Here is a 25406-nt window from a genome sequence, read left to right as displayed (position 1 = left end):
TTGTTAATAAAGCGAGTTTTTAGCAAAAAACTCGGAGTTTTTGACAAGTAATCCTTATATACTCTAAATACACTGCAGCCATTGTAGAGATCCCGGGCTAATTCCGGGTGTGAGATTAAGGAAAACGCATGTTTACAGCTACTGATGTGTTAAAGCCAGAATTCAATGAGCAGTCGCTTACTGATCTATGGTCGCTTATCTCACCATTATATATGGTGGATGAAACCCAATGGCTAGAGCAACTTCTGCCGCTAGCTACCCCTTCTGAGTCAGAAAAGCAGCAAATTTCAGAGAAAACGACCTCATTGATCGAAGCTATCCGTGCGGATAAGACTTCTATCCAGATGATCGATGCACTGTTGCTTGAATACAGCTTAGATACTCAAGAGGGCATCTTGCTGATGTGTCTAGCGGAAGCCTTGATGCGTATTCCTGATTCAGCAACGGCTGATGCATTGATTCGCGACAAACTCAGCGTTGCGGATTGGAAATCTCACCTAAAGAATTCTGATTCAGTGTTTGTTAACGCATCCACTTGGGGCTTAATGCTAACGGGTAAGGTGGTTGGGCTTTCATCTAAAGAGCAGAGTGCAGGTCAAGCGGTAAACCGTTTAGTGAACAAGCTTTCTGAGCCGGTAATTCGTAAAGCGATGCACCAAGCAATGAAGGTGATGGGTCACCAATTCGTTCTTGGCCGCAGCATTGCTGAAGCGCAAAAGAACGGTAAGTCTATGCGTGATAAAGGTTTTACCTACTCATACGACATGCTAGGTGAAGCGGCACTGACCACTGCTGACGCAAATAAATACTTCAAAGATTACCTAATGGCGATTGAAGCCGTAGGTCGAGACACATACGTCTCTTCAAAATCTAGCCCAGCACCGTCTGTTTCTATCAAGCTTTCTGCGCTTCACCCACGCTATGAAGTGGCGAATGAAGACCGCGTACTGACGGAACTTTGCGACACGCTAGAACAGCTATTGCGCCGTGCAGTAGAGCTAGACGTTGCAATTACGATCGATGCTGAAGAAGCGGATCGCCTAGAGCTTTCTCTTAAATTATTCGAAAAACTGTACCGTACTGACCTTGTAAAAGGTTGGGGTAAATTTGGTCTGGTTATTCAAGCTTACTCAAAGCGTGCACTACCGGTTCTCGTATGGCTAAACCGCCTAGCGAAAGAGCAGGGTGATTTGATCCCGCTTCGCTTGGTGAAAGGTGCTTACTGGGACAGCGAAATTAAATGGTCACAGCAGGCTGGTTTCACTGATTACCCAGTTTACACTCGTAAAGAAGCGACAGACGTAGCTTACCTTGCTTGTGCGCGTTACCTATTGAGCCCAAGTGTTCGCGGCAATATCTTCCCGCAGTTTGCGAGCCACAATGCTCACACCGTTTCTGCTATTGCAGTAATGACCGAGCATAAAGACTTTGAATTCCAACGCTTACACGGTATGGGTGATTCTCTTTACAACCATGCGATGGAAGCTTACCAACAGTCAGTACGTATCTACGCACCGGTTGGTAGCCACAAAGATCTACTGCCATACCTAGTACGTCGCTTGCTAGAAAACGGCGCAAACAGCTCGTTTGTACACCGTTTGGTTGATGCTCGTTGCCCAGTGGCAGAACTGACTCAACACCCAGTCGATATGCTTCTGGCGTTCGATACATTGAACAACACTAAGATTCCTCTGCCTCCAGCGGTATTCCCTGAGCGTAAAAACTCATACGGTGTGAACATTGATATCGAAAGCGAAGCGCATCAGTTTGAAGAGCAAGTAAAAGGCTTCTTAAACAATCAATGGACTGCTGGCCCTGTGATCAACGGTGAATCTCTTGCCGAAAGCATGATCAAGGCTGATCAGAACGTTGAACAGGTGACTGCACCTTATGATCGTCGTATTAATGTGGGTCAGGTGGCTTTTGCTAACCTTGATCATGTTTCCGCAGCGATCACTGGCGCAGATGCTGCATTCGCTGATTGGAACGCAACTTCGGTTGAAACCAAAGCGGCGGCGCTTGATAAGTTAGCTGATTTGATGGAAGACAACCTAGCTGAGCTGGTGGCCATTTGTCATCAAGAAGCGGGTAAGACGATTCACGATAGTGTTGATGAAGTGCGTGAAGCCGTCGACTTCTGTCGTTACTACGCAAAACAAGTGGATAACCTACAAGGTTTCGAACTAAAAGGTTTTGATGGCCAAACACGAATTGCTTCTCGACAAGGTCGTGGCGTTTTCGTTTGTATTAGCCCTTGGAACTTCCCTCTAGCTATCTTCCTTGGCCAAATTACAGCAGCTTTGGTTGCGGGTAACACGGTTGTGGCTAAGCCTGCCGAGCAAACCAGCCTAATAGCAGCTCGCGCAGTGGAATTGATGAATGAAGCGGGTTTCCCTGCTGGCACGATTCAGTTACTACCGGGTCGTGGCGCTGAGATCGGCAGTGCGCTAACCAGTCATGATGCGATTGCGGGCGTTGCCTTTACGGGTTCAACACCAACAGCACAACGTATCAACGTGTCATTGGCGAGTCGTAACGCTAAGCCTGTTCCGTTTATCGCGGAAACCGGTGGTCAGAATGCGATGATCGTCGACAGTACCGCACTGCCTGAACAGGTAGTTCGTGATGTTATTCGTTCTGCATTCGCTTCTGCAGGTCAGCGTTGTTCTGCACTGCGTGTGCTTTACATCCAAGAAGACATCGCAGACCGCGTGATTGCATTGATTCACGGTGCAATGGATGAGCTGAGTGTTGGCATTCCACATCTTCATAAAACCGATGTCGGCCCTGTTATCGACCAAAACGCGAAGCAGAAGTTGTTGGCACACATAGAAAACATGACCAATACCCAGAAGAAGGTGGCTCAACTTTCTCTAGGTACGGATTGTGAACATGGTGACTTTGTTCCACCAAGTGCGTTTGAAATCGATGACATCAGCTGCTTGAAAGAAGAACAGTTTGGCCCTGTGCTGCACATCGTTCGCTTCAAAGCGAGTGAGTTGACACAAGTAGTAGACCAAATTAACCAAACCGGTTTTGGCCTAACTATGGGTATCCACAGCCGTAACGAAACAACTTACCGTTGGATCGAGAAACACATTCGTGTGGGTAACTGCTACATCAACCGTGACCAAGTGGGTGCTGTTGTTGGGGTTCAACCATTCGGCGGTCAAGGTTTGTCGGGTACTGGCCCTAAAGCGGGTGGTCCTCACTACCTATACCGCTTTACAGATGTTCATTTTTCTCAATCACAAGACAAGGCATAAGGAGCAGTATCATGGTTCATCAAGTGACAGGTTTTTCTGATGCTTTGTTAGCGTGGGAACAATGGAATCTTACCGACTTTGATCATAAGAGTGCTCAGGTACTTTCATTTAAATCAGAGATTGAAAGCCAATCTGCGCCTTTGGCAGCGGTGGCGACTTATCATCTAGAGCAAGCGTCTGCGCTGCTTTCTGAGCATCATCTAATGGCGGGCCCTACGGGCGAAACCAATGAGCTGTATGCCGCTGGCCGCGGTGTAGCTTTGGTGATTGTTGATGATTGCGAAGAGAAGCTGCCGGCACTGCAAACCGCAACAGCGATGATTACTGCAGCACTATTGGCAGGTAACAGCGTTCAATTGTGCAGTGATGACGTGCAGTTCAACACCTTAATTGCTGATGCTGCAAAACAAGCGAATCTACCAACTAACTTAGTACAGGTTTCATCGTACGACGCTGCTCAACAGCTGCTGTCTTGCGATGTACGAAGTGCAGGTTACGTGGGTAATTCACAAACGGCACAAGCTATCAATTTACAGCTTGCTAAACGTGACGGTGCAATCGTCGGTTTAGTGGCTGAAACGGATCTGGCGACAATGAATGTTGCTAATGATCCACACCTATCGCTGCGCTTCATTACCGAGCGTACGCGAACTATAAATATAACAGCCGTGGGCGGTAACGCGACCTTGCTCGAACTTGGAAGCGAAGCTCACTAACCTTCAGTAAAATTGGCTCTAAGCACTTTTGGTTTCTCCATTGTTGGTTTTTTCCATTTTTGGATTTACCCCATCGTGCTTTAGAGCCTGAATACCTAACTCAATGCATTTGCTTGCCTTAACGGTGAGTGCCTTGCATTGAATTAGGCATGGAAGGCTTTCTACAAAATGAGGACTATCAAATGATAGAAAACAGTTTTGCAATAACGACGACGTTCATTGCGTATCTAATTATGATGCTAGCGATCGGTGTTATTGCTTACAAACGTACATCTAACTCAACTGACTACTTCCTAGGTGGTCGTTCGTTAGGCCCATGGCCTGCTGCACTTTCTGCTGGTGCATCAGACATGAGTGGTTGGTTGCTACTTGGCCTGCCTGGTTACGCTTACGCTGCTGGCTTTGAGGCATTCTGGCTTGCTGGTGGCCTACTGGTTGGTACTTGGGCAAACTGGTTAATCAGTGCTAAGCGTCTGCGTACTTACAGTATTACAACTGAATCACTGACGCTGCCTGAGTTCCTATCTCGTCGCTTCAACGATAACTCTAAGCTGATCCAAACAATTTCTGCTTTCTTTATCCTTTTATTCTTCCTTTTCTACACAAGCTCAGGCTTGGTAGCAGGTGGTAAATTGTTTGAAACGGTATTCGGCCTAGATTACACAACGGCGGTAATTATCGGTACCGTATGTGTGGTTTCGTACACCCTGTTTGGTGGTTTCCTAGCGGTATCTTGGACTGACTTGGTTCAAGGCCTACTAATGTCTGCTGCGCTATTGATTGTACCAATCGCAGCAATGAACGGCGGCCTTGGCCAGTTATCTACAGACCTTCATAACATCAACCCAGAGCTACTCACGCTATGGAATGATGCGAAAGGTGAGCCTCTTTCTGCGATCGCGATCATCTCGCTAGCGGCATGGGGTCTAGGTTACTTCGGTCAGCCACACATCCTTGCTCGTTTCAAAGCAACGCGCAGCAATAAAGACCTAACAACCGCGCGTCGTATCGCAGTGGTATGGACTGCACTGTCTATGATTGGTGCAATGCTGGTTGGTCTGGTTGGTCTTATCTACGTAACTAACTCTGGTGCACCTAAGTTAGACGATGGCGAGAAGATCTTCATGCTTCTTGTGAACGCGATGTTCCACCCAGTAATCGCAGGTATCCTACTGGCGGCAATCTTAGCGGCAATCATGAGTACTGCGGATTCACAACTTCTTGTTTCTTCATCTGCAATGGCAGAAGATCTGTATAAGCAAGTTCTGAAGAAAGACGCTACGTCAGAAGAGATTGTTCGTGTAGGCCGTTTCGCGGTTATCCTAATCTCTCTGATTGCACTTGTACTAGCGATGACGCCAGACAGTTCAGTACTTGGCCTTGTGTCTTACGCATGGGCTGGTTTTGGTGCTGCATTCGGCCCAGCTATCGTATTGAGCCTGTATTGGTCTCGTATGAACCGTAACGGCGCTCTAGCGGGTATCGTAGTTGGTGGTGTGACGATTGTACTTTGGAAACAGTTCACGGGCGGTTGGTTCGATGTGTACGAAATCGTACCGGGAATCATCCTATCGACTCTTTCTATCGTTATCGTGAGTCTAATTACGGGCGAGCCTGAAGACGAAGTTAAGAAGCAACACGCTGAGTTCGAGAAGAACCTCGTTGAGCTAGACTAATTTACATTGTAAAACAGATGTGAATTAGCAAAGAACATGAGCTAAAAATAATAGAGTCACTTCGGTGGCTCTATTTTTTTGCCTATATCTAAATGCTTTGACCTTGTGTTGCGTCTGGCAAGTTGAGCATGTTTACCTTGTTGGTGACGCTGGCTAAGTCATACTTCTAGGCTCAGAGCATTTCCGTTCCCATTGCGATACATTACTCTTGCTAAGAGTCGTTGAGTAAATGAATAGGAAGTTAATAGTGCCTCAAGTAATCCCGAATATTGGCTTTAACCATGAGAAAACGGCGCAAGCTGAGCTGGAGTTTGTGCCCTTGTCTCGGCTCTATTCAGAAAGCAATATTAACCACGATCCTCAATTGCCACATCGTGTCAGCTTCTTCCTGATTCTGTTTATCGAACAAGGCTCAGGCACGCACATGGTCGACTTTGAGGACTACCCTTTTAACCAAGGGAGTGTGTTGTTCATTCAAAGAGAGCAGGTGCACGCCTTTGATTTTAGTAACAAGCCACAAGGCACTGCGGTTTTGTTTACTCAAGCGTTCTTAGACAGTGTTCACGCTAATATGAAGTTGCCGAACTACACACCTACTCATTTGAACAAGGCGCACTCGGCACTGTTGTCACTAGACGAGTCCCACCAAGAGCGGACGCAAAGTCTCATTCAGCAAATTATGACGGAACTGAATCAGCCAGAATCCGATCCCTTGATTGTGATGTATCTGTTTTCGGCACTAGCCCTGATTCTTCATCGCCTACGACCAGAAGTGAAGCAAGACGCCTTGAGCTTGCAGCAAAACATTAAGTTTGCCCGCTACTTTGAGCTTCTTCAAAACAACTACCTGCGTGTGCGTGATGCAAACTGGTACGCCAATCAAATTAACACCACCTACAAGACGTTGAACCAAGTGTGCAAAGTCGCAACGGGGTTAACTGCCAAGCAAATCATCGATTCTTTTACCGTTTTAGAAATGAAGCGTCAGCTGGTGGTAACCAATATTACGTCTCAGAAAATGGCGTTGGATTTTGGGTTTGAAGATGCGAGTAATTTCGTTAAGTACTTTAAAAATCATACTCAAATGACGCCGAGTGAGTTTCAAAAGAAGTATTCCAAGCCGTCACTCTCTGAATAGCTAGCAGGTCGACACGAATCACCTAAGGTTCGATATCTACCATTTTTCTGCCTAAATCCACTCTGCCGTGAGTCTCTTTCGTTGACTAATATAGTTTCCAAGCCAACGAGAGGACTCAATAATGAAAACAATAACCAACGCATTCCCAACAGCAACATTCAAAGCAGCTGAATCTAAAGCGACGAAACTCAAATCAACACTACTCACGGCAAGCGTACTCGCGGCCTCTATGATTACCGGCACGGTTGCGGCACAAGAGCTATCTATTCAAGAAAAAGCGGTAGCGGTCATTTCGAGCATTGAAACGGGCGACGCAAAAGCGGTGAGTTACATTAACCCTGAAAAGTACATTCAACATAACCTAGCGGTAGGTGATGGCTTAGCGGGCTTTGGTGAAGTATTACAAATGCTTCCAGAAGGTTCAGCGAAAGCACAAGTGAAACGTTCATTTCAAGACGGTGATTTCGTAGTAACACACACTGAATACAACTTCTTCGGCCCTAAAGTCGGCTTTGACGTGTTCCGTTTTGAAGAGGGACAGATCGTAGAACATTGGGATAACTTGCAAGAAATTGCCAAGCCAAACGCAAGTGGACGAACTCAATTAGATGGTGTAACTAAAGTCGTAGACCTCGAGAAAACGGATAAAAATAAGCAGTTGGTCAGTGGTTTCGTTAAAGACATCTTGATCGGCGGTGATATGGCGAAGATTAATAACTATATCGACAATGAAGACAGTGCTTACTTACAGCACAACCCAGGAGTAGCCGATGGCCTAAGCGGTTTGGGTGAAGCTTTGGGGGCGTTAGCGGAAGCGGGCATGCCGATGGTTTATACCGCTAACCACAAGATTTTGGGCCAAGGTAACTTTGTGTTGTCGATCAGTGAAGGCCAGTTCATGAATAACCACGTCGCTTTTTATGATCTGTTCCGTGTTGATAACGGCAAGATCGTTGAGCACTGGGACACCATCGAAACCATTCCTGCGCGTTCAGAGTGGAAAAATGACAATGGTAAATTTGGCTTCTAAACCTAAGTGAAATTGAAGCAAATATGACTTATTTAAGCGGTACTTTCATTGAGGAAGTGCTGCTTTTTTATTGCTCAATTTGGTGGCTAACATAGGGGAGGTACTGTCGTTATAGGGTTTTACAATGTAAATTGAAACCGAGTGAACGAGAGAAATTGCATGGAAGAGGTTGGACCTTTATGGCGTTTGATGTCAAAAAATGAAGCAGAAAAATGGCTATTTTTTGAACTTGGCGCTCACTTTTGTGATTAGCTCGGTGAATTGTTGAACTGAATTGGACATGATGTGTCAATTGTCAGTAACCACTAAAGACCTATAGGACAAAGGTATGCCGGATCTCTATTGCAAAGGATGTAAAAAAACAACACTACATAAGTCTATAATGAAACGTTGTGAGTCAGAGCCCGAGACAACTTCTGGCCGTATGATGCAATGGACATCAAAGCTATTTAGTGGAAATCTGTATTACGATATGGAAACTCAGCACTTCTGCCGCACGTGTAACTGCCGTTGCGAAACAGGAAGTACTGTGCCCCAAGTTGGTTTAGCTTAACTTACAGTAAGCGCTCACTAACTTAGATCAAAAAACCTCCGTTTTAGGAGGTTTTTGCGTTTCTATGCGGCTTTGAGTGCTAGCTCAGCATCAATGGCGTCGCCATCAATCTTCACATCCCAACCGTAGTTTGAGTACTCATTTGCTAGTGCTTGAGCAACATCTTTTGATACCGTTACGTGCGTCCATGAACCAATACCGTAAGGTTTATATGCGAGTTCTTGCGTTTTCATAATAGAGTCATCCTTTCTCTTTGATAATTCTATTATTCACTTTGGCCTATATGCTTTCTTTCGTTTCCGGCTCAACTTATTTGTTAATCAGGTCATTTCTATAATAATTTGTTAATAACCAGAGTTTGATTTATAAGGGTTGTTATCTATTTCTATGTATTTATATTTGGTGTGAATATCACCTGTGCATTTAGTTTTTAAATGTGTGAGCGAGGTTTTCTTCGATTGCTCCTAGTATGGAATATACTGAGCGGAATTTAGAATGTTTAAGGAATGTTATGTCTCAGCATCAGCTCGATCGTATCGATAAAGAGATACTAAGAATTCTGCATATGAAAGGGCGTTTACCTGTGGTTGAACTGGCAAAACAGGTCAACCTTACGACGTCACCTTGCTCTGATAGACTCAAGCGATTGGAGAAAGAGGGCTACATCACGGGCTATCATGCTGAGCTTTGTTCAGAAAAGCTGGGACTCGATGTTCAAGTTTTTATCCATATTCGTCTCGATCAGACTAGCTTTTCGATCTTCGACAAATTTGCCCAAGCGGTAGAGATGATGCCTGAGGTGGAAGAGTGCTACTCACTGTCGGGTGACTTTGACACCATGATCAAGGTTCGAGTGAAAGACATGAAGGCGTACCAAGCGTTTATGGCAACGAAGTTGGGTACCCTACCTGGTGTGATTCAGACACGCAGTGAAGTGGTGATTGAAGAGCATAAAAAGGGTTTTGGCGTGAACCCTGAGTTGTTGGCAACTCTAAAATAGTGGCCTGCTTTCGCCTTACCAATGTGATTTAGATATAAAAAAATGGAAGCTAATAAGCTTCCATTTTTTGTTGAGCGTCAGATAAAGGTAATCCGATAAACTTGTCCGGCTTACAGCGTAATGGCCGCAGAGATTAAGCCAATCACACCACCGAAGACACCGCCCCAAACCACAAGCCAGCCAAGGTGTTTCTTGATCATGGTCTGAACCATCTCTTTAACCAGCTTAGGTGTTAGTTCATTCAAGCGCTGATCGATGATCGCCTCAATGTTCTCTTTGATTTCATCCATCATCGCAGGCGATTCTAGCTCGTCCTTGATGGCATTTTTTACAGAGTCACTCTTGCTGATTTCAATCACAGATTCTTGCATCTTCTCAACAAATGGTGCTTTCATTGGTTCTAGTGCTTCTGTGCCACCAAACATTGCCAACATACCGCCAAATTGAGAGTTCTCGATAACATGCACCAATGAGTCGAATGCAGGGTTAAAGTCGATCTTCTGAATCACAGGCTCTAGATTGAGCGACTTTCCTGTCATCTCGCTGCTTAGGAAGCGATCAACGTTACTTTCTGTAAAGAATTGCTCCATCATCAGTTGCTTGATGGCTGCCTTGAACTCTTCAAAGCGCGCTGGAATAACGCCAGAACCGTATAGGCCGGGTACTTTCTCGAACAACATGTGAATCGCAAGCCAGTTGGTGATGGCACCAGAAAAGGCGAATAGGCCTGCGTAAAGCAAGTATTGGTTTGCTGTCGCATAGCCGCCAGCAAGCAGTGCTAACGCAATAACGTTAGTTAAGACACTTTTGTTCATGGTTGATCTCTAGAAAGAATATTGCGCGCATTTTAAGAAAAAAACGCCAAGAAAAAAACAAAAGGATCGATGAAGTTTATTGGACAGGTAGCAAAGAGCGCCAAATGGCAGGCATAAAAAAGGCTAGCCTCCCCCCGAAGTCTAGCCTTATTCCAGAACGCGCAAGCGAGGCGTCTTTGGTGTTAATGTCATTATATAATTACGACATAACATTCTGCCATGTGTAATTTACCGCTAATAAACAAATTGGTGTGAATCACATCGCACTTTTAAAATAGCACAAAAATTAAGCGTTCGTGGCTTGCTCAAGGTCATCGGCAATGAAGCCACCGGTCTGGTGATTCCATAGCTGCGCATAAATACCATTCTGGTTAATCAGCTCTTGGTGCGTGCCTTCTTCTACGATATTGCCGGCATCAAGCACGATCAGGCGATCCATCGCTGCAATGGTCGACAGGCGGTGTGCAATCGCAATAACCGTTTTGCCTTCCATTAGCTCAATTAAGCTCTCTTGAATCGCGGCTTCTACCTCAGAATCGAGTGCAGAAGTTGCTTCATCGAGAACAAGTAAGGGAGCATTTTTCAAAAGAACACGCGAGATAGCGACACGTTGACGCTGACCACCAGAAAGCTTAACGCCACGTTCACCTACTTGAGCATCGTAACCAACGTTGCCAAACGGGTCGGTTAGCGTTTCGATAAACTCATGAGCGTGCGCTTGTTTAGTGGCTGCGTACACCTCTTCGTCTGATGCCTCTGGTCGACCGTAAAGAATGTTGTCTTTGATCGAACGGTGCAGCAGTGAGGTATCTTGGGTCACCATACCAATGTTGCTGCGCAGAGAATCTTGAGTAACGCTCGAGATCTCTTGGTCATCAATCAGGATGCGGCCGCTTTCTACATCGTGGAAACGCAGCAGTAAGTTAACTAGGGTCGATTTACCTGCACCCGAACGGCCAACCAAGCCCACTTTTTCACCCGGTTTGATGTTGAGGTTGAGGTTGTTAATCACCCCCTTATTCTCACCGTAGTTAAAGCTCACGTTATCGAAGTGGATACCGCCTTGTGGAACGTCCAGAGGCTTCGCGTCTTTCTTGTCTTCGATAGCGATAGGTTTAGACAGGGTTTTAATGCCATCAATCACGGTACCTAGGTTTTCAAACAGACCACCGATTTCCCACATGATCCATTTCGACATGCCGTTAATACGCAGAGCCAAGCTGACCGCTATCGCAATCGCACCCACGGTGATCGCGTTGTCTAACCATAGGTAGATAGAGATACCCGCAATGCTGAATACCAATAGATAGTTAGCAAATTCAACGCAGATGTTGAAGCCAGTAACCAAGCGCATTTGGCGATGAACCGTATCTAAGAAGCCTTCCATGCCTTCTTCGGCGTATTCGGTTTCTCTCTTGCTGTGTGAGAACAGTTTCACGGTTGCGATGTTGGTGTAGCTATCAACAATACGACCCGTCATCAATGAACGAGCATCCGCTTGTTCGGAAGACACGTCTTTTAGCTTTGGCACGAAGTGCAGTTGAATACCGATGTAAACGAAGAGCCAAATCAGCATCGGAGCCATCAAGCGCCAATCTGATTCAGCAAGCATGAACAGCATCGCCGTGAAGTAAACCGTTACGTAGACAAACACATCGACCATTTTGGTCACGGTCTCACGCACCGCGAGCGAGGTTTGCATCACTTTAGTCGCGACACGTCCGGCAAAGTCATCTTGATAAAAGGACAGGCTTTGCTTCAAAAGGTAGCGATGGGCTAACCAACGAATCGACATTGGGTAGTTGCCCAGCAAAGTTTGGTGCAGCAATAGCGAGTAAACACTGATCAAGATTGGCATCACAACCAACAGCAGAATACCGAGCCCCATCAATGTCGATTCGTTGTCTGTTAAGAAAGTGTCTGGGTTGCTTGTTGATAGCCAGTCGACCAACTGCCCCATGTAACCGAACAGCGCGACTTCGATGATCGCGATGGTCATGCTCATCAACCCGAGCAAGATCAACGGTTTTTCGAAACCTCGAGTGTAATGGCGGCAGAATGCCAGTATGCCAGTAGGAGGTTGTATCGGCTCTCCCTTTGGAAAGGCTTCAGTAAAGCCTTCAAATTTCTTGTACATAGATTTCCCTTTATAAACTAGTGCATCTATAAGCGACTGCATCGTTGGTGCAGCTTTGTTTTTATGGTCTTGATTTGAAATTTAACTGTCTTAGTTTGAAATTATATAAACGCCCATGGGTTCTTATCAGTATTAAGTCATTCGATGGATTTTGTTCTAGCGCTTATTTAGGCACTTGGCTTTAAAACACTAAAACTTTGTCTAAGCGATGCAGGAAAGCTCCAAAGAATGTCTTTCATGACGCTTATTTTAGATTGAATTAGACAGGAAAAGTTAAGCTTATTTCAAACGTAATTGATTGTTATGCAACGGTGATAATCCTAACGTTAAATGGATTAAATTGTAATCAAAACTCGTGATAGGCGAGAAAATGGAATCAGAATATTTATCCATAAAGTGACTTAACGAATATGCACACAGTTGGTTCTTTCTGATGTGCTGTTATCTTGCAGTAAAAATTACCGATTAATCTAAGATCTGCAGTAATTGTTTGGGATAAATATTCAAATCATTATTCTTTTCAGTGAATCTTGTCGTAACAAGTTGTTTACAATTCTGAAGTAAATAAAAGATAGGGACGGTCGAAATGTTAAACCTACACAAAAAATCACTTCATATTACTAATGTTCAAAACGCCAATTGCGTTGTTATGGTGCCGCCAAAAGAGTTTAAATTTAACGAAGAAACAGCACGTGATAACGAATTTCAGCACAGAGTGAATCTGACCGAAGCTGAGGTGAAGGTAGAAACGATGGCCGAATTTAAGGCCATGGTCGCTTCGTTGCGTAAAGAAGGTGTGCAAGTTGTAGAGTTTGATTACCCAGAGTTGGGCGTTGAAACGCCGGATGCTGTTTTCCCAAACAACTGGTTCAGTACCTGTAGTGATGGAAGCTTATTCACTTTCCCTATGGCGTGTGAAAACCGTCAGAATGAAGTTAAGCCAAATGCTCTTATTGAAGCGTTAGAAGCGTCGGGTCGTATTGTTAACCACAGTGAATCTCTAGAGTCTTACATCGCGCAGGGTTCTTATCTAGAGAGCACGGGCGTGATGGTTATCGACCATATCAACAAGACTATCTACGCAGCGCTTTCTCAGCGTTGTGACCGTGAAGTGTTAGAAGACTATGCGAAGCGTATTGGTTACTCTCGCGTGGTTTCATTCCAAACAGCACTGCCGTCTGGCCAGCCGATTTACCACACCAATGTGATGATGGCGATTGGTGATAACTTCTGCGTGATCTGTGATGAAGTGATCCCAGAGTTTGAGCGCCGTTTTGTGGTGAAGTCGCTTGCTAAAGATAAGCAGGTTATCTCTATCTCAATTGATCAGATGAACCGATTCTGCGGCAACATTCTGCAACTGGAGACAGTGAATGGCGACAAGGTGATCGCGATGTCTCAATCGGCTTACGATGCGTTTTCTCCAGCCCAGTTAGCTCAGCTTTCGACACATGGCAAGCTGCTACCATTTAACGTGAAAACGATTGAAGACATTGGTGGTGGTTCGGTGCGATGCATGTTGGGTGAGGTGTTCCTACCCACGCGAGTGAATCGCTTGTAACAAGTATAGAAAGTATAACAAGCACTCACTTCAGTAATGAATCTTTGAATACCACTCTTATCGCAGAGTGGTATTTTTGTTTTTATCTATCACAAATAAGACAACAAGAGCTCGATACAGGAGTCAACGCGCAAAAGCTAACGGAAATAAGCTATGAAGCGTCCTTAAAAGCTCTGTGTTCGATGAACTGAGCCGACAGTGTCACGACTTCCTTGGAGTAGACAAGCGCCGTGTGGTTGAGTTTGAGGGCGTAAGTATCCGTTGCTCCTCTTAGGTTGGCGTCTTCGAGTGTGACTGTGCCATCGCCAGGATTTCTTCCCAGAACAATACGTCCGACTCCGGCGTCGTAGGTACCTGTAATCACGCCAATCGGCACATCAATATCGTAGTCACCCAAGCCATCGCTTAAGATCATTTTGCTCGAACCAAATATAAACCCAAGCCCATGATTCGACAGTGTTTTGGCTATGGTTGCCCCATTGTGCGGCGTGCCTGCTGTAATAATGCAGGTGTCTGCAAAGTCGGGTTGGTAGAACTTAAAGTAGTGGCGAATCAGCAAGCCACCGAGTGAGTGACCAAAGAAATAGACCTCATCGTACTCATTAAAGCGAGCATTCACGAAGCGATTGAGGCGTTTGGCTGCAGAAGGGAAACGCAGCGAGTTGTAGGCAAACTTGTGCGTTGTAAAGCCGCGTTTTTTGAAGTTTCTATCCAGATATTGCATGATCAACGCAGGCATATATAGACCATGAATTAAAACTATATGTTTGTTTTTATTATTCATTTTTGTCCTCCGTCTGATGATGTCCCCAGTATATTTAGTCGCAAATCTAAACTCAATAAAACTTGCTACTAATGGGACACAAAAGGCAGAGGTGTACGTTATAAACAGAGCCTTTGTTATAGAGAAAGGGTGGGTTAGTCCGATCTCACTCCACCATAAACATCTATGGTTAATCCGCCTTGTTTAGCGTAAGTATTAGGTGTTAGACCGATGGTTTTCCTTAGGTAACGAATCAGGTGCGGTTGGTCGCTAAACCCAAATTGAAAGGCGACGTCCATCCAGTCGATGTCATCCAAATTTCGCTTATACAAGTATTCCAACATCGCTTCGAGTTTGTTCATCGATTGGCATTGTTTTAATGTCAGCCCTGTTACCTTGTTGAAGCTTCTTTCCAATGTTCTTTGCGAGCAAAACAGCTTGTCGCCAAGCTCTGCAATCGGTGTCGAACCAAGCACACCCAACACCTTACGTGTGAGTTCGCTGTGCCTATCCGTTTTAGCTGTCGATAACCAAGGAAGCAGCAAATCATCTAACTGCTGACAGCAGGCCTCAGCATCGGTTTGAGCGAGCTTGATCAGCGACATTGCTTCGGCATTAGGATTATCTAACAAACTCGCGAGATCGATAGGGTTAACACTGTCTAGGCTGGGGTGCGGACAGTCTGGAATATCTAACGTGTACAAGGCTCCGACATGGAATTTAATACCTAAGTGAACAAAGGGCTTTGAGTGATCCAATTCGATGGCTTTATGGTGTGGTAACAGCAGATGGCAGCCAACGCCTTGATCGATTTTTTGCTCAATCGTGTAGTGATATACCTGCTCGCTTGGCGATAAGATCAGGTGTGCCGATGGATCGGGATTGAGTATCGGAAATTGATGAGTTTGAGCGTCGGGCGTCTTTTCAATCAGCCAGTAGCAATCAATGAACTTAGCGATTTGAGGGGATTTTGGAGACTGTAACCAATTGATCATTAGACCTTCTATTTTCAGATGACTGTCACCTCCAACTATATGTGGATATCGTTATCGGTGACAGTTTTTATCAGTATCTATTATCAGAACTGAACTTTCAGCTTAGTTCTGAAATTTAGTCAAAATCAAACTGCAAGATACGATGTTTTGAAGACAATCCAGAGCGAGTGATGGCCTTTTGTGCTCCAATGTTGCTGCTTTCCGTAGAACACATAGCTTCTAACCCTTGGCTGTTAGCGAGCTGCTTTAGAAAGTAAAGAACACGCGTTGCTAAGCCTTTACCGCGTTCTTGCTCAGCGACAATCATGCCTAGGTCGGCAAACTGCGTTTGGTGTTCATCAAATTTCCGACATTCTCCTGTTGCGAGAACATTGTTATTTTCCCAGTAGCCCCATAGCTCTTGTCGAGCAATTAAGTTGCTGTAGTAACCGGTCAGCCACTCTTTTGGTGCGCCAATTGCTGATGAAGCAAATTCAACTAGTTGATCGAGTTGCTCTTCCGTCGCGAGAGTCATCTCGATGTTTTCAATGCTGTTTTCGACGGCTGTTGGGCGCTGGCGAAACATCAGTGCGTTGACTTTGAAGGACTCAGTATTGTCCAAGCATAGTGACAGATATTGTGGTTCAGCCGTGCTCACGAATGCGCCTTTCACCTCACCAACCACAGAGCTGTTGTTTTCTACGATTAAGGTGAACAAGTCTGTAATAGTGGTGTTGGCGGTTGGTGCTAGATAGAATTGAAGTAAGTAGCCTCCACCATTCAATACGCAATAACCGACAAGTTTGTCGCCTTCGTAAAAGCCGTAATGGTCCGACATAGGTACAAAGCCGAAGTGCCACATGCCATCAAGAGGTGCTGTTGACTCAGCAAAGTAAGCCGTTTTAAGTTCGCTCAAGTCTCTAAGTGCTGAGATTTTTTTGATGTCTAACATCGCGTTAATTCCTGTTGTTTCAATAGCTGCAAGTGTAGGCGACTGCTTTAAGAAGGTATTGAATAAAAACGACAGTTTTATGTGTTTCACTAGTGGAGTAGCGGCCTAATCGTTTGGATCAGACCATGATTTAGGAATGTTGAAGTGGGGCAAATTGGTGGGTTTGTTTCTTTCGCCTTTGCGCCATGCTTTTAGCTGATTCACATAAGTTAGGATGTGCGCTATCGCGACAAAGAGTTGGTTTGGAACCATTTGGTCGATTTGAGTGGTGTTGTAAATCGCCCTGGCAAGTGCAGGGCTCTCGACGACTTCAACCTCGTTTTTAGTCGCAAGCTCTCTAATGTAAAGTGCCACATCATCTTGCCCCTTCGCGACAACAAACGGTGCCTCTGCTTGGCTTAAATCATAAATTAGGGCAATGGCGTAACGGGTCGGGTTGGTTAACACAACGCTCGCTTTAGGCACGCGCTCATTGGCACTTCTCTTGGCATTTTGAGTCTGTATCTGACGGATTCGAGCTTTAACCTCGGGCCTACCTTCTTGGTCTTTGTGCTCATCTTTGACCTCTTGCTTGGTCATTTTCATCTGTTTTGTAAATTCATGCCGCTGATAAGGGAAATCAAATAAGCCAAACAGTAAGACGATTAAAAGAAGGTAGCCTAAGTACTCAATGGTAATGGTTGCTACGGAAAGTACGACGGTATCAAAGTGGGCACTGACTAGGTTTGTGATCACCGAGATGTAGCTCGATATTACCCAATACAGTAGGGTAAAGAACAGAGAGACCTTAATGATGTTCTTAAACAGTTCGACGATCGATTGAGAGGAAAATATGCGTTTCAGTCCTTTGAGTGGGCTTATCTTTTCCCACTTGGGGATCAATAAAGATGGGCTGAATATCCACCCACCAAGTAGCGTTGAGCCGACGATCGCGGCAATCATTTGATAAATCAGAAGCGGGAAAAATAGCGTGATCATCGAAAAAAGCGCGGTGCCTACTAACTCAACGATAGCCATTGGCTGGCTGACCGTTTGGCTATCAAACTGAAAGCTCACAAGAAACAGTTCAATGAAGGTCTGTTTAATCATGTCTACATTCAACACGTAGTAAGCAACGACGCTGACAAGGGTTATTGAAGAAACGAACTCTTTAGCGCGCGGTACTTGCCCTTCTCGCCTAGCTTTGGCGAGCTTATGTTGACTGGGTTGCTCGCTCTTATCTCCGGAGTCTTGATGATCAGACATTAGCCAGCCTCAACATATAGTGCAGATGCTGGTTCAATTCTAATACCAGATCAAAATAGTGATCGCCGATACCAGTTAGGGACGCCATTAATGCGAATAAGCCAAGTAGCATGGTCATTGGGAAACCAAGTGCAAAGACATTAAGAGACGGTGCCGCTTTGTTCATTAGACCAAACGTGATGTTACTCAATAGCATCACGACAATAGCTGGCACCGCAACTAGCAGGCCGGTCGCAAACATCCAAGAGACCATTTTCAATACGTATTCAATGCTGTTGAAAGGGAAGGCTGAATTGAGAGGCCAATATTCAAAGCTTTCTTTAAACACAAGCAGCATCACTAGGTGTCCATCTAAAGATAGGAAAAGCAGCATAGAGGTGATGAACATGATTCTGCCAATGATGGCGATACTAACGCCGTTGGCAGGGTCATTCATTATTGCCATGGCTAACCCCATTTGCATGGAAATCGCCTGCCCCGCAATTGAAAAAATAGTGAAAAATATCATCACCGCAAAGCCAATTAAAAAACCAAATATAAGCTGGTAAAAAGAGAACAGTAGAGTGTCGATGCTGAAAGGGTTAAATGGAGGTACCTCCTTCACTAAGGGAGCGAGAAGCAAAGAAAAAACAAAAGCAAACAGCAACTTAACTCTTACCGGTATCGCGTTATCACCAAAAAATGGTGCGATAAGAAAAAGCCCAGTAAATCGGACAAATGGCCACCAGAGTATCCCTAGCCATTGGGTGATATCAGTAAAGGTTATTTGCATCAGGGCTAGCCAACCTTGCTTGGTATCGTATTGAAGATAAACAAGAATAGGTCGTTGATCTCTTGTAATAACCAATGGCCTGAAAGAATGATGCATAACAGAGTTACTAATAGCCTAGGAAGGAAGCTAAGGGTTTGTTCATTGACTTGAGTTACCGCTTGGAAAATTGCGACGACCAAACCCACGACAAGGCTAGGCACAATAAGAACCGACACCATAAGAATGATCAGCCAGATTGCTTGGCTTACCAGAGTGACGGCTTCTTCCGGACTCATCCACTTATCCAAAAACTGTTGGCTAAACTCCCCATGAGTAAGCCCCAGCCATCGACGATGACAAAAACCAGCAGTTTAAAAGGCAGAGAGACAATCAAGGGTGACAACATCATCATCCCCATCGACATCAGAACAGAAGCCACCACTAAGTCGATAACAAGAAAGGGCAAAAACAACATAAAGCCAATTTGAAAGGCGGCCTTGAGCTCGCTCAGTAGATAAGCCGGCAGTAATACTAAGAAGGGAATATCTTGATCGGATTCTATGGAGGTTTCGCCTGCGATTTTGGAGACTTGTTCGAGTGCCTTACGTTGCGTTTGGTCCAACATGTATCGACGCAGCGGCTTTTCTGCTGTGGCTAACGCTTCCATCAAGGACACTTCATCGTTCGAGTATGGAATGTAAGCGGTATCGTAAATCTTGGTCCAGACTGGCCTCATGATCAGCAAAGTAAAAATGAGTGCAATCCCCACAAGCACCTGATTTGGCGGCGTTTGTTGCAGGCCGAGCGCTTGCCTTAAAATGGCCAAGACAATGACGATTCGCGTGAAACTGGTGCACATGATCACGAAAGCTGGAACGAAGCTCAGTAATGTCATCAGGATTAGAATCTGCAATTTAATGCTGTATTCAGTTCCGTCAGATGTGGTTGTTTCACTGAGAATCGTCAGCCCTTCTGCGTGCGATGTACTCGCGAATAACGCAAAAGCTAGCGTGAAGAATATTCGTTTTGGCATCGTACTCTTTGCGTTATTCAAAGGAGCTACTTACTCGGTTTCTTGATGATGCTCAGTAATCTAACGCCATACTGACCATTCTTGGATACTATCTCCCCTGTGCCAAACGCGGTGCCATTGATCTTGATATCGACGGGGTCGCCTTCATGTTTTTCCAGCATCACGACACTGCCTGCTTTTAAATTCAGTAGCTCATCTAATATCAATGTCTTACGTGCAACCTCAACGGTGATGTCGACAGGGATACTTTTTAGCAGAGAGATGTTACTCATATGCTCTTTGTCGTCTCCCAAGTCCAAGTCGTCGGTAAGATCATCCAAATCTAAGTCATCAAGATCTGGTAATTCATCATGAAGGTTTAAGTCGCTCATTGAGCTGTCAATGTTGTGTGTCTCTTTGTCGTTAGCCATCGATTTCGACTCCCAGTTCAGAGTTTATGGATTGAAGTTTGCCAAAAAAAGTAGGGTGTCCGTTGACCTTGACCGTGAGGTTTTTGCACAAGGTCATGGGCATAAAATCCCCGGGTTTTAGCTGAGAAAGCTCATGGAGTGTGCACTGCCGGTGAAGCATGACGCACCCTAGTTCAACGGGCTGATAGCGTAAGTTGTCGAGTATCTCTTCCCGATCAAAGGTTTCGTTACTTTCCATCATGTCGCGCAGCTTTTTCACGTATTTGTTGTCGATCATGAAGGTCAGATCGAGCTGTTGGTCGTCGAACTCAAACGTAATGGTGACACCAATGTCAGAGGGCTGATGGTCGGTGTGCTCAATGGCGTAGTGATTGGCATCGGCAGTCAGTGCGTTGGTTATCGCCATGGCGAATTTTTGAAAAAGCCTTAGGTGGGTTTGGGTTAGCGCAATGTCGTTATTGCTACGCTTTGATTTCTTGAGTGGTAACGGGTTGTTGAGGTGCTTGTGTAGCAGAATATCGGCAGCTTGTGGCGCAATAAAGAAAAAAACATGCCCAAATTCCTCAATATGAAGAACGGTTTTGATGCTATTTGCTGGAGGTCGACGAGCTTCTGAAAACGTGGCTTTTACGTGACGGCCCGCAAAGTTAAATTTAAAAATATCAATAATTTCTGTAGAGAAATGGCTTGAGTGTCTTAACAGAAACTTACGCATTTTTATGCTCGGATTTCCGAATTCAGTCAATGATAACTTCTTCATGTCAAGTACCAATTGTTGGTTTTTGCGGTCATTCTCAAATTTGACACGCTAATTAATCCTAACTATAGGTTAAAGCAATCTCATTTCAACTTCGGTTGTGAGAGAAAATATAAAAAGTTAAAGGCCTACTTCTTAAAAGGATTAAGGCCAAACAACGACGAGGCTAGGGCAATGATTCACTTAGACGATGCGCTTGGGGTACACCCCAAAATGGTGCAGTTTCGTTTGGACAGAGCGGCAGTATTGAGCTCCAATATTGCTAACGTGGACACGCCTAATTACAAAGCGATGGATCTGAGATTCGAGGCGGTACTCAGTGGTATTGGTCACTCAAAAGACTGGTACATAGGTACGACGGCTCAATATCGGATTCCTGTGCAAAGAACACGAGATGGCAACACTGTTGAGCTAGAAAATGAGCAAGCTAGGTTCGCGAAAAATGTGATGGATTATCATCAGAGCCTTGCGTTTTTGCAGTCTAAGATCAACGGGATAAAGTCTGCCATCAAGGGACAATAAGTGAATTAGGTAGGGACATCATGGCTTTCTTAGGTATCTACGAGACGGCAGGCTCAGCGATGAGTGCACAGACCGTCAGGCTTAATACTATCTCCAGTAATTTGGCGAATGCCGATTCAGTATCTGGTGACCCATCAAAAGTCTATAAACCGCTGAAACCGATTTTCTCAGCAGTCTATAACCACTTCAATGCACAGCAAACTCAACAGCAAGGTGTGGTGCCGATTCGCATTGCCGATGTTGTTGAAGTCTCTTCAATGATGGAAGGCCGTTATGAGCCCAACAATCCTCTCTCCAATGACGAAGGGTATGTTTATTACTCTGGCATTAATGTCGTTAACGAAATGGCTGACATGATATCGGCTACTCGTAGTTTTGAAGCCAGCGTAGAAGTGCTCGGCAACGTAAAGTCGATGCAACAATCACTGATGGGGCTTTGGCGTAGTTAATGTAACTGCTGCCAATGACGCCAGAGGAATTACACCATGACGACGATATCCGGTGCGGCGCAGGTCAATAATATTGAGTCTGCGTCAACGATCACCCCTCAAGATAATCCGAATAGTGCGAGTGCATTAAAGAATGAGTTCATTACTTTAATGGTGGCTCAGATTGAAAATCAAGATCCACTCAACCCAACTGACGGCACGGAATATGTCGCACAGTTGGCGCAGTTCTCTCAGGTTGAAAGTACAGAAAACCTTGTTCAGCTGACGCAAAACAACTCGACAATGCTCGATAACTTACAAGTGCTTAGCACCGCCGCGCTGATTGATAAAACAGTGACGGTAAAAAGTGATCGCTTGTCTGCATCGGGTGTTGATCAGCATGCGGGATACGTTGAGTTACAGGCGCCATCGAATACCGTGATACTGGAGTTAGTTGACTCACTTGGTAACGTTAAGTCGATGAACCTTGGCTCGAACAGTGCAGGGCGAGTGGATTACACATTGGATGCGCAAGCCATGGGGCTGACGGGTGAGTACCAAATGCGTATCAAATTGGACAGTGGACAAGATTATCAGCCATCGATTTATCAGCATGGCCAAGTGGAACATGTGACGACACCTCTAATCGGTGGTACCAGTCACTTGCAGGTAAAGGGAGTTGGCATGGTGGCGTTTTATGACGTTGCTGCCTTCTCAAATGAGTAAAGTTTGAAATAGGTTAAAAGATTTTCGCTATATTTTTCGGCTTTTGCCGGTTTTAGTTTGTTTTTTAAAGTAAGTAAGATGGCGGCTGTCGTTCTTCGCTAGCTAAGTAAACCTGCGGAGATAGCCTCTTTAGCGTGAAGAGGAAGACATTATGAGTTTTAGTATTGCACTGAGCGGGCTTAATGCCTCGAACTCAGAGCTGAACACCATTTCGAATAATATTGCTAATGTTTCTACGACAGGTTTTAAAGAGTCGAGAACCGAGTTTGCTTCCGTTTATAGCGGTAGTGAAGCTGGTGGCGTTGAAGTGGTTGGGGTTTCGCAAAACTTTGAAAAAAGTGGAACGGTTACAGGTACAGGGCGATCTCTGGATATGGCATTGAGTGGTAATGGCTTCTTTGTGCTTGAAGACAGTAAAGGGCAAACCCTCTATACCCGTTCTGGTATTTTCAACATGAATGCCGATGGCGTGATCACAGCAAATAGTGGTGCGGCTCTGCAAGGTTACTCGGTTGATGGCAATAATAACCTGCTGTTGGGGTCGGTAGGCACCGTGCAGATCAGTACTGCATCCTTGCAGGCTAGGGAAACAGATGCCATTGAGTTTGTTGCCAATTTAGATGCCAGAGAGCAAGTTCCCGCCACCGCATTTGATTACAGTGATTCATCCACCTACAACCATTCCTATACCACTCCAGTTTATGACTCTCTAGGTAACCCACATACGGTGAGTCAGTACTTTGTAAAAGGTGCATCCAATGATTGGGATGTCCATGTTTTGGTCGATGGTAAAGCGATTGATGGCGCTGATGCCTTGATACCTGCCGCGTCACCAACTGCAACAGACACAGCAAATTTTACTTTTAATGCCGATGGCACCATTTCGTCAGGGGGAAATTATTCAGTCAGTTTTGACCCTGCGAATGGGGCGAACAGTGTTACGGTTAATATTGACCTTGCTGCGGTCACTCAATTTGGTAGTGACTTCGTTGTCTCCAAAAATAGCCCGAATGGTTATACCTCTGGTGACTATGCCAGTGTTCGTATGGAAAACGATGGCCGTATATTTGCGACCTACACCAACGGCCAATCTCAATTGCAAGGTCAGGTGGTGCTTGCCGACTTTGCTTCTCCTCAAAACATGATCAAAACCAGTGATACCGCTTGGTTGCAAAGCTTCAGTTCCGGTACGCCAGTTCTTGGTACCGCGGGCAGTGGGGTATTCGGTGATTTGACTTCTGGTGCACTCGAAGGTTCTAACGTCGATCTGACGTCTGAATTGGTGGCCTTGATGACGGCTCAACGTAACTATCAAGCCAATACCAAGTCGATATCGACATCGGATCAATTGACGCAAGCTTTGTTCAACGTGGTGTAGCGTTATGAATCCTATTCTATTCAGTGCAGCGAAAGGTGCAGAGCGAACCATGCTCGCTCAGCACGTTCGCGCAAATAATCTGTCACATGCGGATACCGTAGGTTTTAAAGCCTTAATGGAGCACTCAACACCGATGCGCCTTGAGGGCTCAGGCTTTCTGACTTCCGTCACGTCTAGAACCAACTCATCGATTAATAACTTTGCTCAGGGTGAAGATATACGTACAGAGCGACCATTGGATATTGCGATCAATGGTGATGGTTTTATTACGCTCGAAGGGCTAGAAGATGAACCTGCTCAGCTCTTTACCCGGGCGGGTAATTTTCGATTGGATGGTAATGGGCAACTCTATCTTGGTGAGCGTCGGGTGATGTCGACAGAAGGTCCAATGGTGTTACCCGATTTTGAGTTTGTGTCGGTGAGCTCGAATGGGTTGGTGTCTATTACCCCAATTGGTGGTGAGGCGTCGCTAGAGGTTGGCGCCCTCAAGCTGGTTAAGCCTGAGAATGAGCAAATGACCATGCATGCCAGTGGTCATTTTGTTCCGAAAGGTGGGCAAGCATTGGCTGAAGATTTTACCGTTCAGGTTCGTTCTGGTTATTTAGAAGCGAGTAATGTCTCCAGTTTAGAAGAGTTGGTCAGCATTATGTCGCTGACTCGACAATACGAAATGCAAATTGAAGTGATGGCATCTGCAGATGAAATCGCTCAGATAGGCAATAAGCTTCTCAAAGCTTAAGGAAGGGAATTATGCACAGTGCCTTATGGATATCCAAAACAGGGATGGCCGCACAAGATGCAAAAATGACGGCTATTTCGAACAACCTTGCCAATATCAATACGGTGGGTTTCAAGCGTGACCGCGTGGTGTTCGAAGATCTTTTTTATAGCGTCGATAAACAAGCGGGTACCGAAACCACAGAGCTCAATGAACATCCAACAGGTATTCAGCTTGGTAATGGTGTTCGAGTGGTCGGCACCGAGAAAGTGTTTACCCAAGGGAATATTCAGAATACGAATCAACAGTTTGATTTGGCTATTTTGGGGGATGGTTTTTTCCAGATAGAGAACTCAGAAGGAGAACTGCTTTATACCCGAAATGGGCAATTTCAAACTAACTCTGATGGGCAGCTAGTCAACACGCAAGGCTATCCTTTGATTCCTGAAGTTGTCATTCCTCCAGAAGCGACCCTAGTCAGCATTACTGCTGATGGTGTGGTCAGCGCCACGATACCGGGCCAAGTTAACCCTGAAGACCTAGGGCAAATTACCATCGTTAAATTCATGAATCCTGCGGGGCTTTCTGCTCAAGGGGGAAACCTATTTATTGAAACTGAAGGTTCAGGTGAAGCGGTAGAGCTCGTCGCCGGAACAGAAGGTTCAGGCCAATTAAAACAAGGAGCACTTGAAGGGTCGAACGTACAGGTGGTGGAAGAGATGGTCGATATGATCGCCACCCAACGCGCTTATGAGATGAGCGCCAAGATGGTCAGCGCAGCCGATGAGATGCTGCAGTACATCGCGCAACAATCATAGCTTTCGCTTTAACGAGCGAATAGCGATGGTCGTTAGGGA

The 25406-nt window shown here is 45.3% G+C and carries 26 protein-coding genes; 14 read left to right on the top strand and 12 right to left on the bottom strand.

The annotated features are described in order from the left end of the window. The first annotated feature begins 128 nt into the window (after positions 1–128). From putA to MSG34_RS03575, 6 genes are all read left to right on the top strand, one after another. The gene (putA, locus tag MSG34_RS03600) at positions 129–3266 is read left to right on the top strand and encodes a bifunctional proline dehydrogenase/L-glutamate gamma-semialdehyde dehydrogenase PutA (RefSeq protein WP_248336302.1); all 3138 of its coding nucleotides are present in this window, start codon (positions 129–131) and stop codon (positions 3264–3266) included. 11 nt (positions 3267–3277) lie between these two features. Then, positions 3278–3982 (top strand): 1-pyrroline-5-carboxylate dehydrogenase, encoded by a 705-nt coding sequence (locus MSG34_RS03595; RefSeq protein WP_048614230.1) that lies wholly within the window; start codon positions 3278–3280, stop codon positions 3980–3982. A gap of 149 nt (positions 3983–4131) precedes the next feature. Continuing rightward, positions 4132–5658, top strand: a complete 1527-nt coding sequence (gene putP / locus MSG34_RS03590; RefSeq protein WP_170930181.1) for a sodium/proline symporter PutP — start codon at positions 4132–4134, stop codon at positions 5656–5658. 247 nt (positions 5659–5905) lie between these two features. Further along, on the top strand, positions 5906–6796 hold the full coding sequence (locus MSG34_RS03585; protein ID WP_248336301.1) for a helix-turn-helix transcriptional regulator: 891 nt from the start codon (positions 5906–5908) through the stop codon (positions 6794–6796). Positions 6797–7025: 229 nt separating this feature from the next. Beyond that, the gene (locus tag MSG34_RS03580; RefSeq protein WP_248336504.1) at positions 7026–7826 is read left to right on the top strand and encodes a hypothetical protein; all 801 of its coding nucleotides are present in this window, start codon (positions 7026–7028) and stop codon (positions 7824–7826) included. 328 nt (positions 7827–8154) lie between these two features. Beyond that, entirely contained in the window at positions 8155–8379 is a 225-nt protein-coding gene (locus MSG34_RS03575; protein ID WP_081008942.1) for a hypothetical protein, read from the top strand. Positions 8380–8441: 62 nt separating this feature from the next. Here the strand turns inward: MSG34_RS03575 and MSG34_RS03570 are convergent, their stop codons facing one another. Next, positions 8442–8612: a hypothetical protein gene (locus MSG34_RS03570; protein WP_019823299.1), complete on the bottom strand. Its 171-nt coding sequence runs from the start codon at positions 8610–8612 to the stop codon at positions 8442–8444. Positions 8613–8890: 278 nt separating this feature from the next. Between MSG34_RS03570 and MSG34_RS03565 the strand changes: the two genes are divergently transcribed. After that, complete coding sequence (locus MSG34_RS03565; RefSeq protein ID WP_004732526.1) at positions 8891–9379, top strand: Lrp/AsnC ligand binding domain-containing protein; 489 nt, start codon at positions 8891–8893, stop codon at positions 9377–9379. A 110-nt stretch (positions 9380–9489) separates the two neighbouring features. Here MSG34_RS03565 and MSG34_RS03560 read toward each other — a convergent pair whose 3' ends face one another. After that, positions 9490–10194 carry a DUF445 domain-containing protein gene (locus MSG34_RS03560; protein ID WP_248336300.1) on the bottom strand — a complete coding sequence of 235 codons (705 nt, stop codon included), beginning with the start codon at positions 10192–10194 and terminating at the stop codon, positions 9490–9492. A 286-nt stretch (positions 10195–10480) separates the two neighbouring features. Next, positions 10481–12331 carry an ABC transporter ATP-binding protein gene (locus MSG34_RS03555; protein ID WP_248336299.1) on the bottom strand — a complete coding sequence of 617 codons (1851 nt, stop codon included), beginning with the start codon at positions 12329–12331 and terminating at the stop codon, positions 10481–10483. A 586-nt stretch (positions 12332–12917) separates the two neighbouring features. Between MSG34_RS03555 and MSG34_RS03550 the strand changes: the two genes are divergently transcribed. Next, positions 12918–13892 (top strand): arginine deiminase-related protein, encoded by a 975-nt coding sequence (locus tag MSG34_RS03550; RefSeq protein ID WP_017061193.1) that lies wholly within the window; start codon positions 12918–12920, stop codon positions 13890–13892. Between the two features lie 151 nt (positions 13893–14043). On the opposite strand, the gene MSG34_RS03545 is transcribed toward MSG34_RS03550, so the two are convergent. From MSG34_RS03545 to MSG34_RS03505, 9 genes are all read right to left on the bottom strand, one after another. Continuing rightward, positions 14044–14676 (bottom strand): acetyltransferase, encoded by a 633-nt coding sequence (locus MSG34_RS03545; RefSeq protein ID WP_048610139.1) that lies wholly within the window; start codon positions 14674–14676, stop codon positions 14044–14046. 134 nt (positions 14677–14810) lie between these two features. Further along, entirely contained in the window at positions 14811–15650 is an 840-nt protein-coding gene (locus tag MSG34_RS03540; protein WP_086969007.1) for an AraC family transcriptional regulator, read from the bottom strand. A gap of 115 nt (positions 15651–15765) precedes the next feature. Then, complete coding sequence (locus tag MSG34_RS03535) at positions 15766–16581, bottom strand: GNAT family N-acetyltransferase (protein ID WP_248336298.1); 816 nt, start codon at positions 16579–16581, stop codon at positions 15766–15768. A 105-nt stretch (positions 16582–16686) separates the two neighbouring features. Further along, the gene (flhB, locus tag MSG34_RS03530; RefSeq protein WP_050651151.1) at positions 16687–17826 is read right to left on the bottom strand and encodes a flagellar biosynthesis protein FlhB; all 1140 of its coding nucleotides are present in this window, start codon (positions 17824–17826) and stop codon (positions 16687–16689) included. Beyond that, positions 17819–18598: a flagellar biosynthetic protein FliR gene (fliR, locus tag MSG34_RS03525; RefSeq protein WP_248336297.1), complete on the bottom strand. Its 780-nt coding sequence runs from the start codon at positions 18596–18598 to the stop codon at positions 17819–17821. Before fliR ends, flhB begins: the two co-directional genes overlap by 8 nt. A 5-nt stretch (positions 18599–18603) precedes the next feature. Next, complete coding sequence (gene fliQ / locus MSG34_RS03520; protein ID WP_048610132.1) at positions 18604–18873, bottom strand: flagellar biosynthesis protein FliQ; 270 nt, start codon at positions 18871–18873, stop codon at positions 18604–18606. Next, a complete protein-coding gene (fliP, locus tag MSG34_RS03515) occupies positions 18870–19610 on the bottom strand; it encodes a flagellar type III secretion system pore protein FliP (protein ID WP_048610130.1) in 741 nt (246 codons plus the stop codon). The genes fliQ and fliP overlap by 4 nt, the downstream gene beginning before the upstream one ends. A 26-nt stretch (positions 19611–19636) precedes the next feature. Next, complete coding sequence (locus tag MSG34_RS03510) at positions 19637–20020, bottom strand: FliM/FliN family flagellar motor switch protein (protein WP_048610127.1); 384 nt, start codon at positions 20018–20020, stop codon at positions 19637–19639. Continuing rightward, entirely contained in the window at positions 20013–20780 is a 768-nt protein-coding gene (locus MSG34_RS03505; protein ID WP_048610125.1) for a FliM/FliN family flagellar motor C-terminal domain-containing protein, read from the bottom strand. The genes MSG34_RS03510 and MSG34_RS03505 overlap by 8 nt, the downstream gene beginning before the upstream one ends. A 171-nt stretch (positions 20781–20951) precedes the next feature. On the opposite strand from MSG34_RS03505, the gene MSG34_RS03500 reads away from it, so the two are divergent. The 6 genes from MSG34_RS03500 (at position 20952) to flgG (ending at position 25367) form a co-directional block, all read left to right on the top strand. Continuing rightward, the gene (locus MSG34_RS03500; protein WP_048610376.1) at positions 20952–21299 is read left to right on the top strand and encodes a flagellar basal body protein; all 348 of its coding nucleotides are present in this window, start codon (positions 20952–20954) and stop codon (positions 21297–21299) included. Positions 21300–21319: 20 nt separating this feature from the next. Beyond that, complete coding sequence (gene flgC / locus MSG34_RS03495) at positions 21320–21748, top strand: flagellar basal body rod protein FlgC (RefSeq protein ID WP_048610123.1); 429 nt, start codon at positions 21320–21322, stop codon at positions 21746–21748. A 36-nt stretch (positions 21749–21784) separates the two neighbouring features. Further along, positions 21785–22453: a flagellar hook capping FlgD N-terminal domain-containing protein gene (locus tag MSG34_RS03490; protein ID WP_248336296.1), complete on the top strand. Its 669-nt coding sequence runs from the start codon at positions 21785–21787 to the stop codon at positions 22451–22453. A gap of 151 nt (positions 22454–22604) precedes the next feature. Further along, positions 22605–23831: a flagellar hook protein FlgE gene (gene flgE, locus MSG34_RS03485; RefSeq protein WP_048610121.1), complete on the top strand. Its 1227-nt coding sequence runs from the start codon at positions 22605–22607 to the stop codon at positions 23829–23831. A gap of 4 nt (positions 23832–23835) precedes the next feature. Then, the gene (locus tag MSG34_RS03480) at positions 23836–24570 is read left to right on the top strand and encodes a flagellar hook-basal body complex protein (protein WP_048610119.1); all 735 of its coding nucleotides are present in this window, start codon (positions 23836–23838) and stop codon (positions 24568–24570) included. 11 nt (positions 24571–24581) lie between these two features. Then, the gene (gene flgG, locus MSG34_RS03475; protein ID WP_048610117.1) at positions 24582–25367 is read left to right on the top strand and encodes a flagellar basal-body rod protein FlgG; all 786 of its coding nucleotides are present in this window, start codon (positions 24582–24584) and stop codon (positions 25365–25367) included. The last annotated feature ends 39 nt before the right edge of the window (positions 25368–25406 follow it).

Source organism: Vibrio sp. 1CM2L (genome assembly GCF_023161695.1).
Taxonomy (GTDB): domain Bacteria; phylum Pseudomonadota; class Gammaproteobacteria; order Enterobacterales; family Vibrionaceae; genus Vibrio; species Vibrio coralliirubri.
Note: the sequence above shows the minus strand (reverse complement) of the source record. Positions and strands in the feature narration are given on the sequence as shown.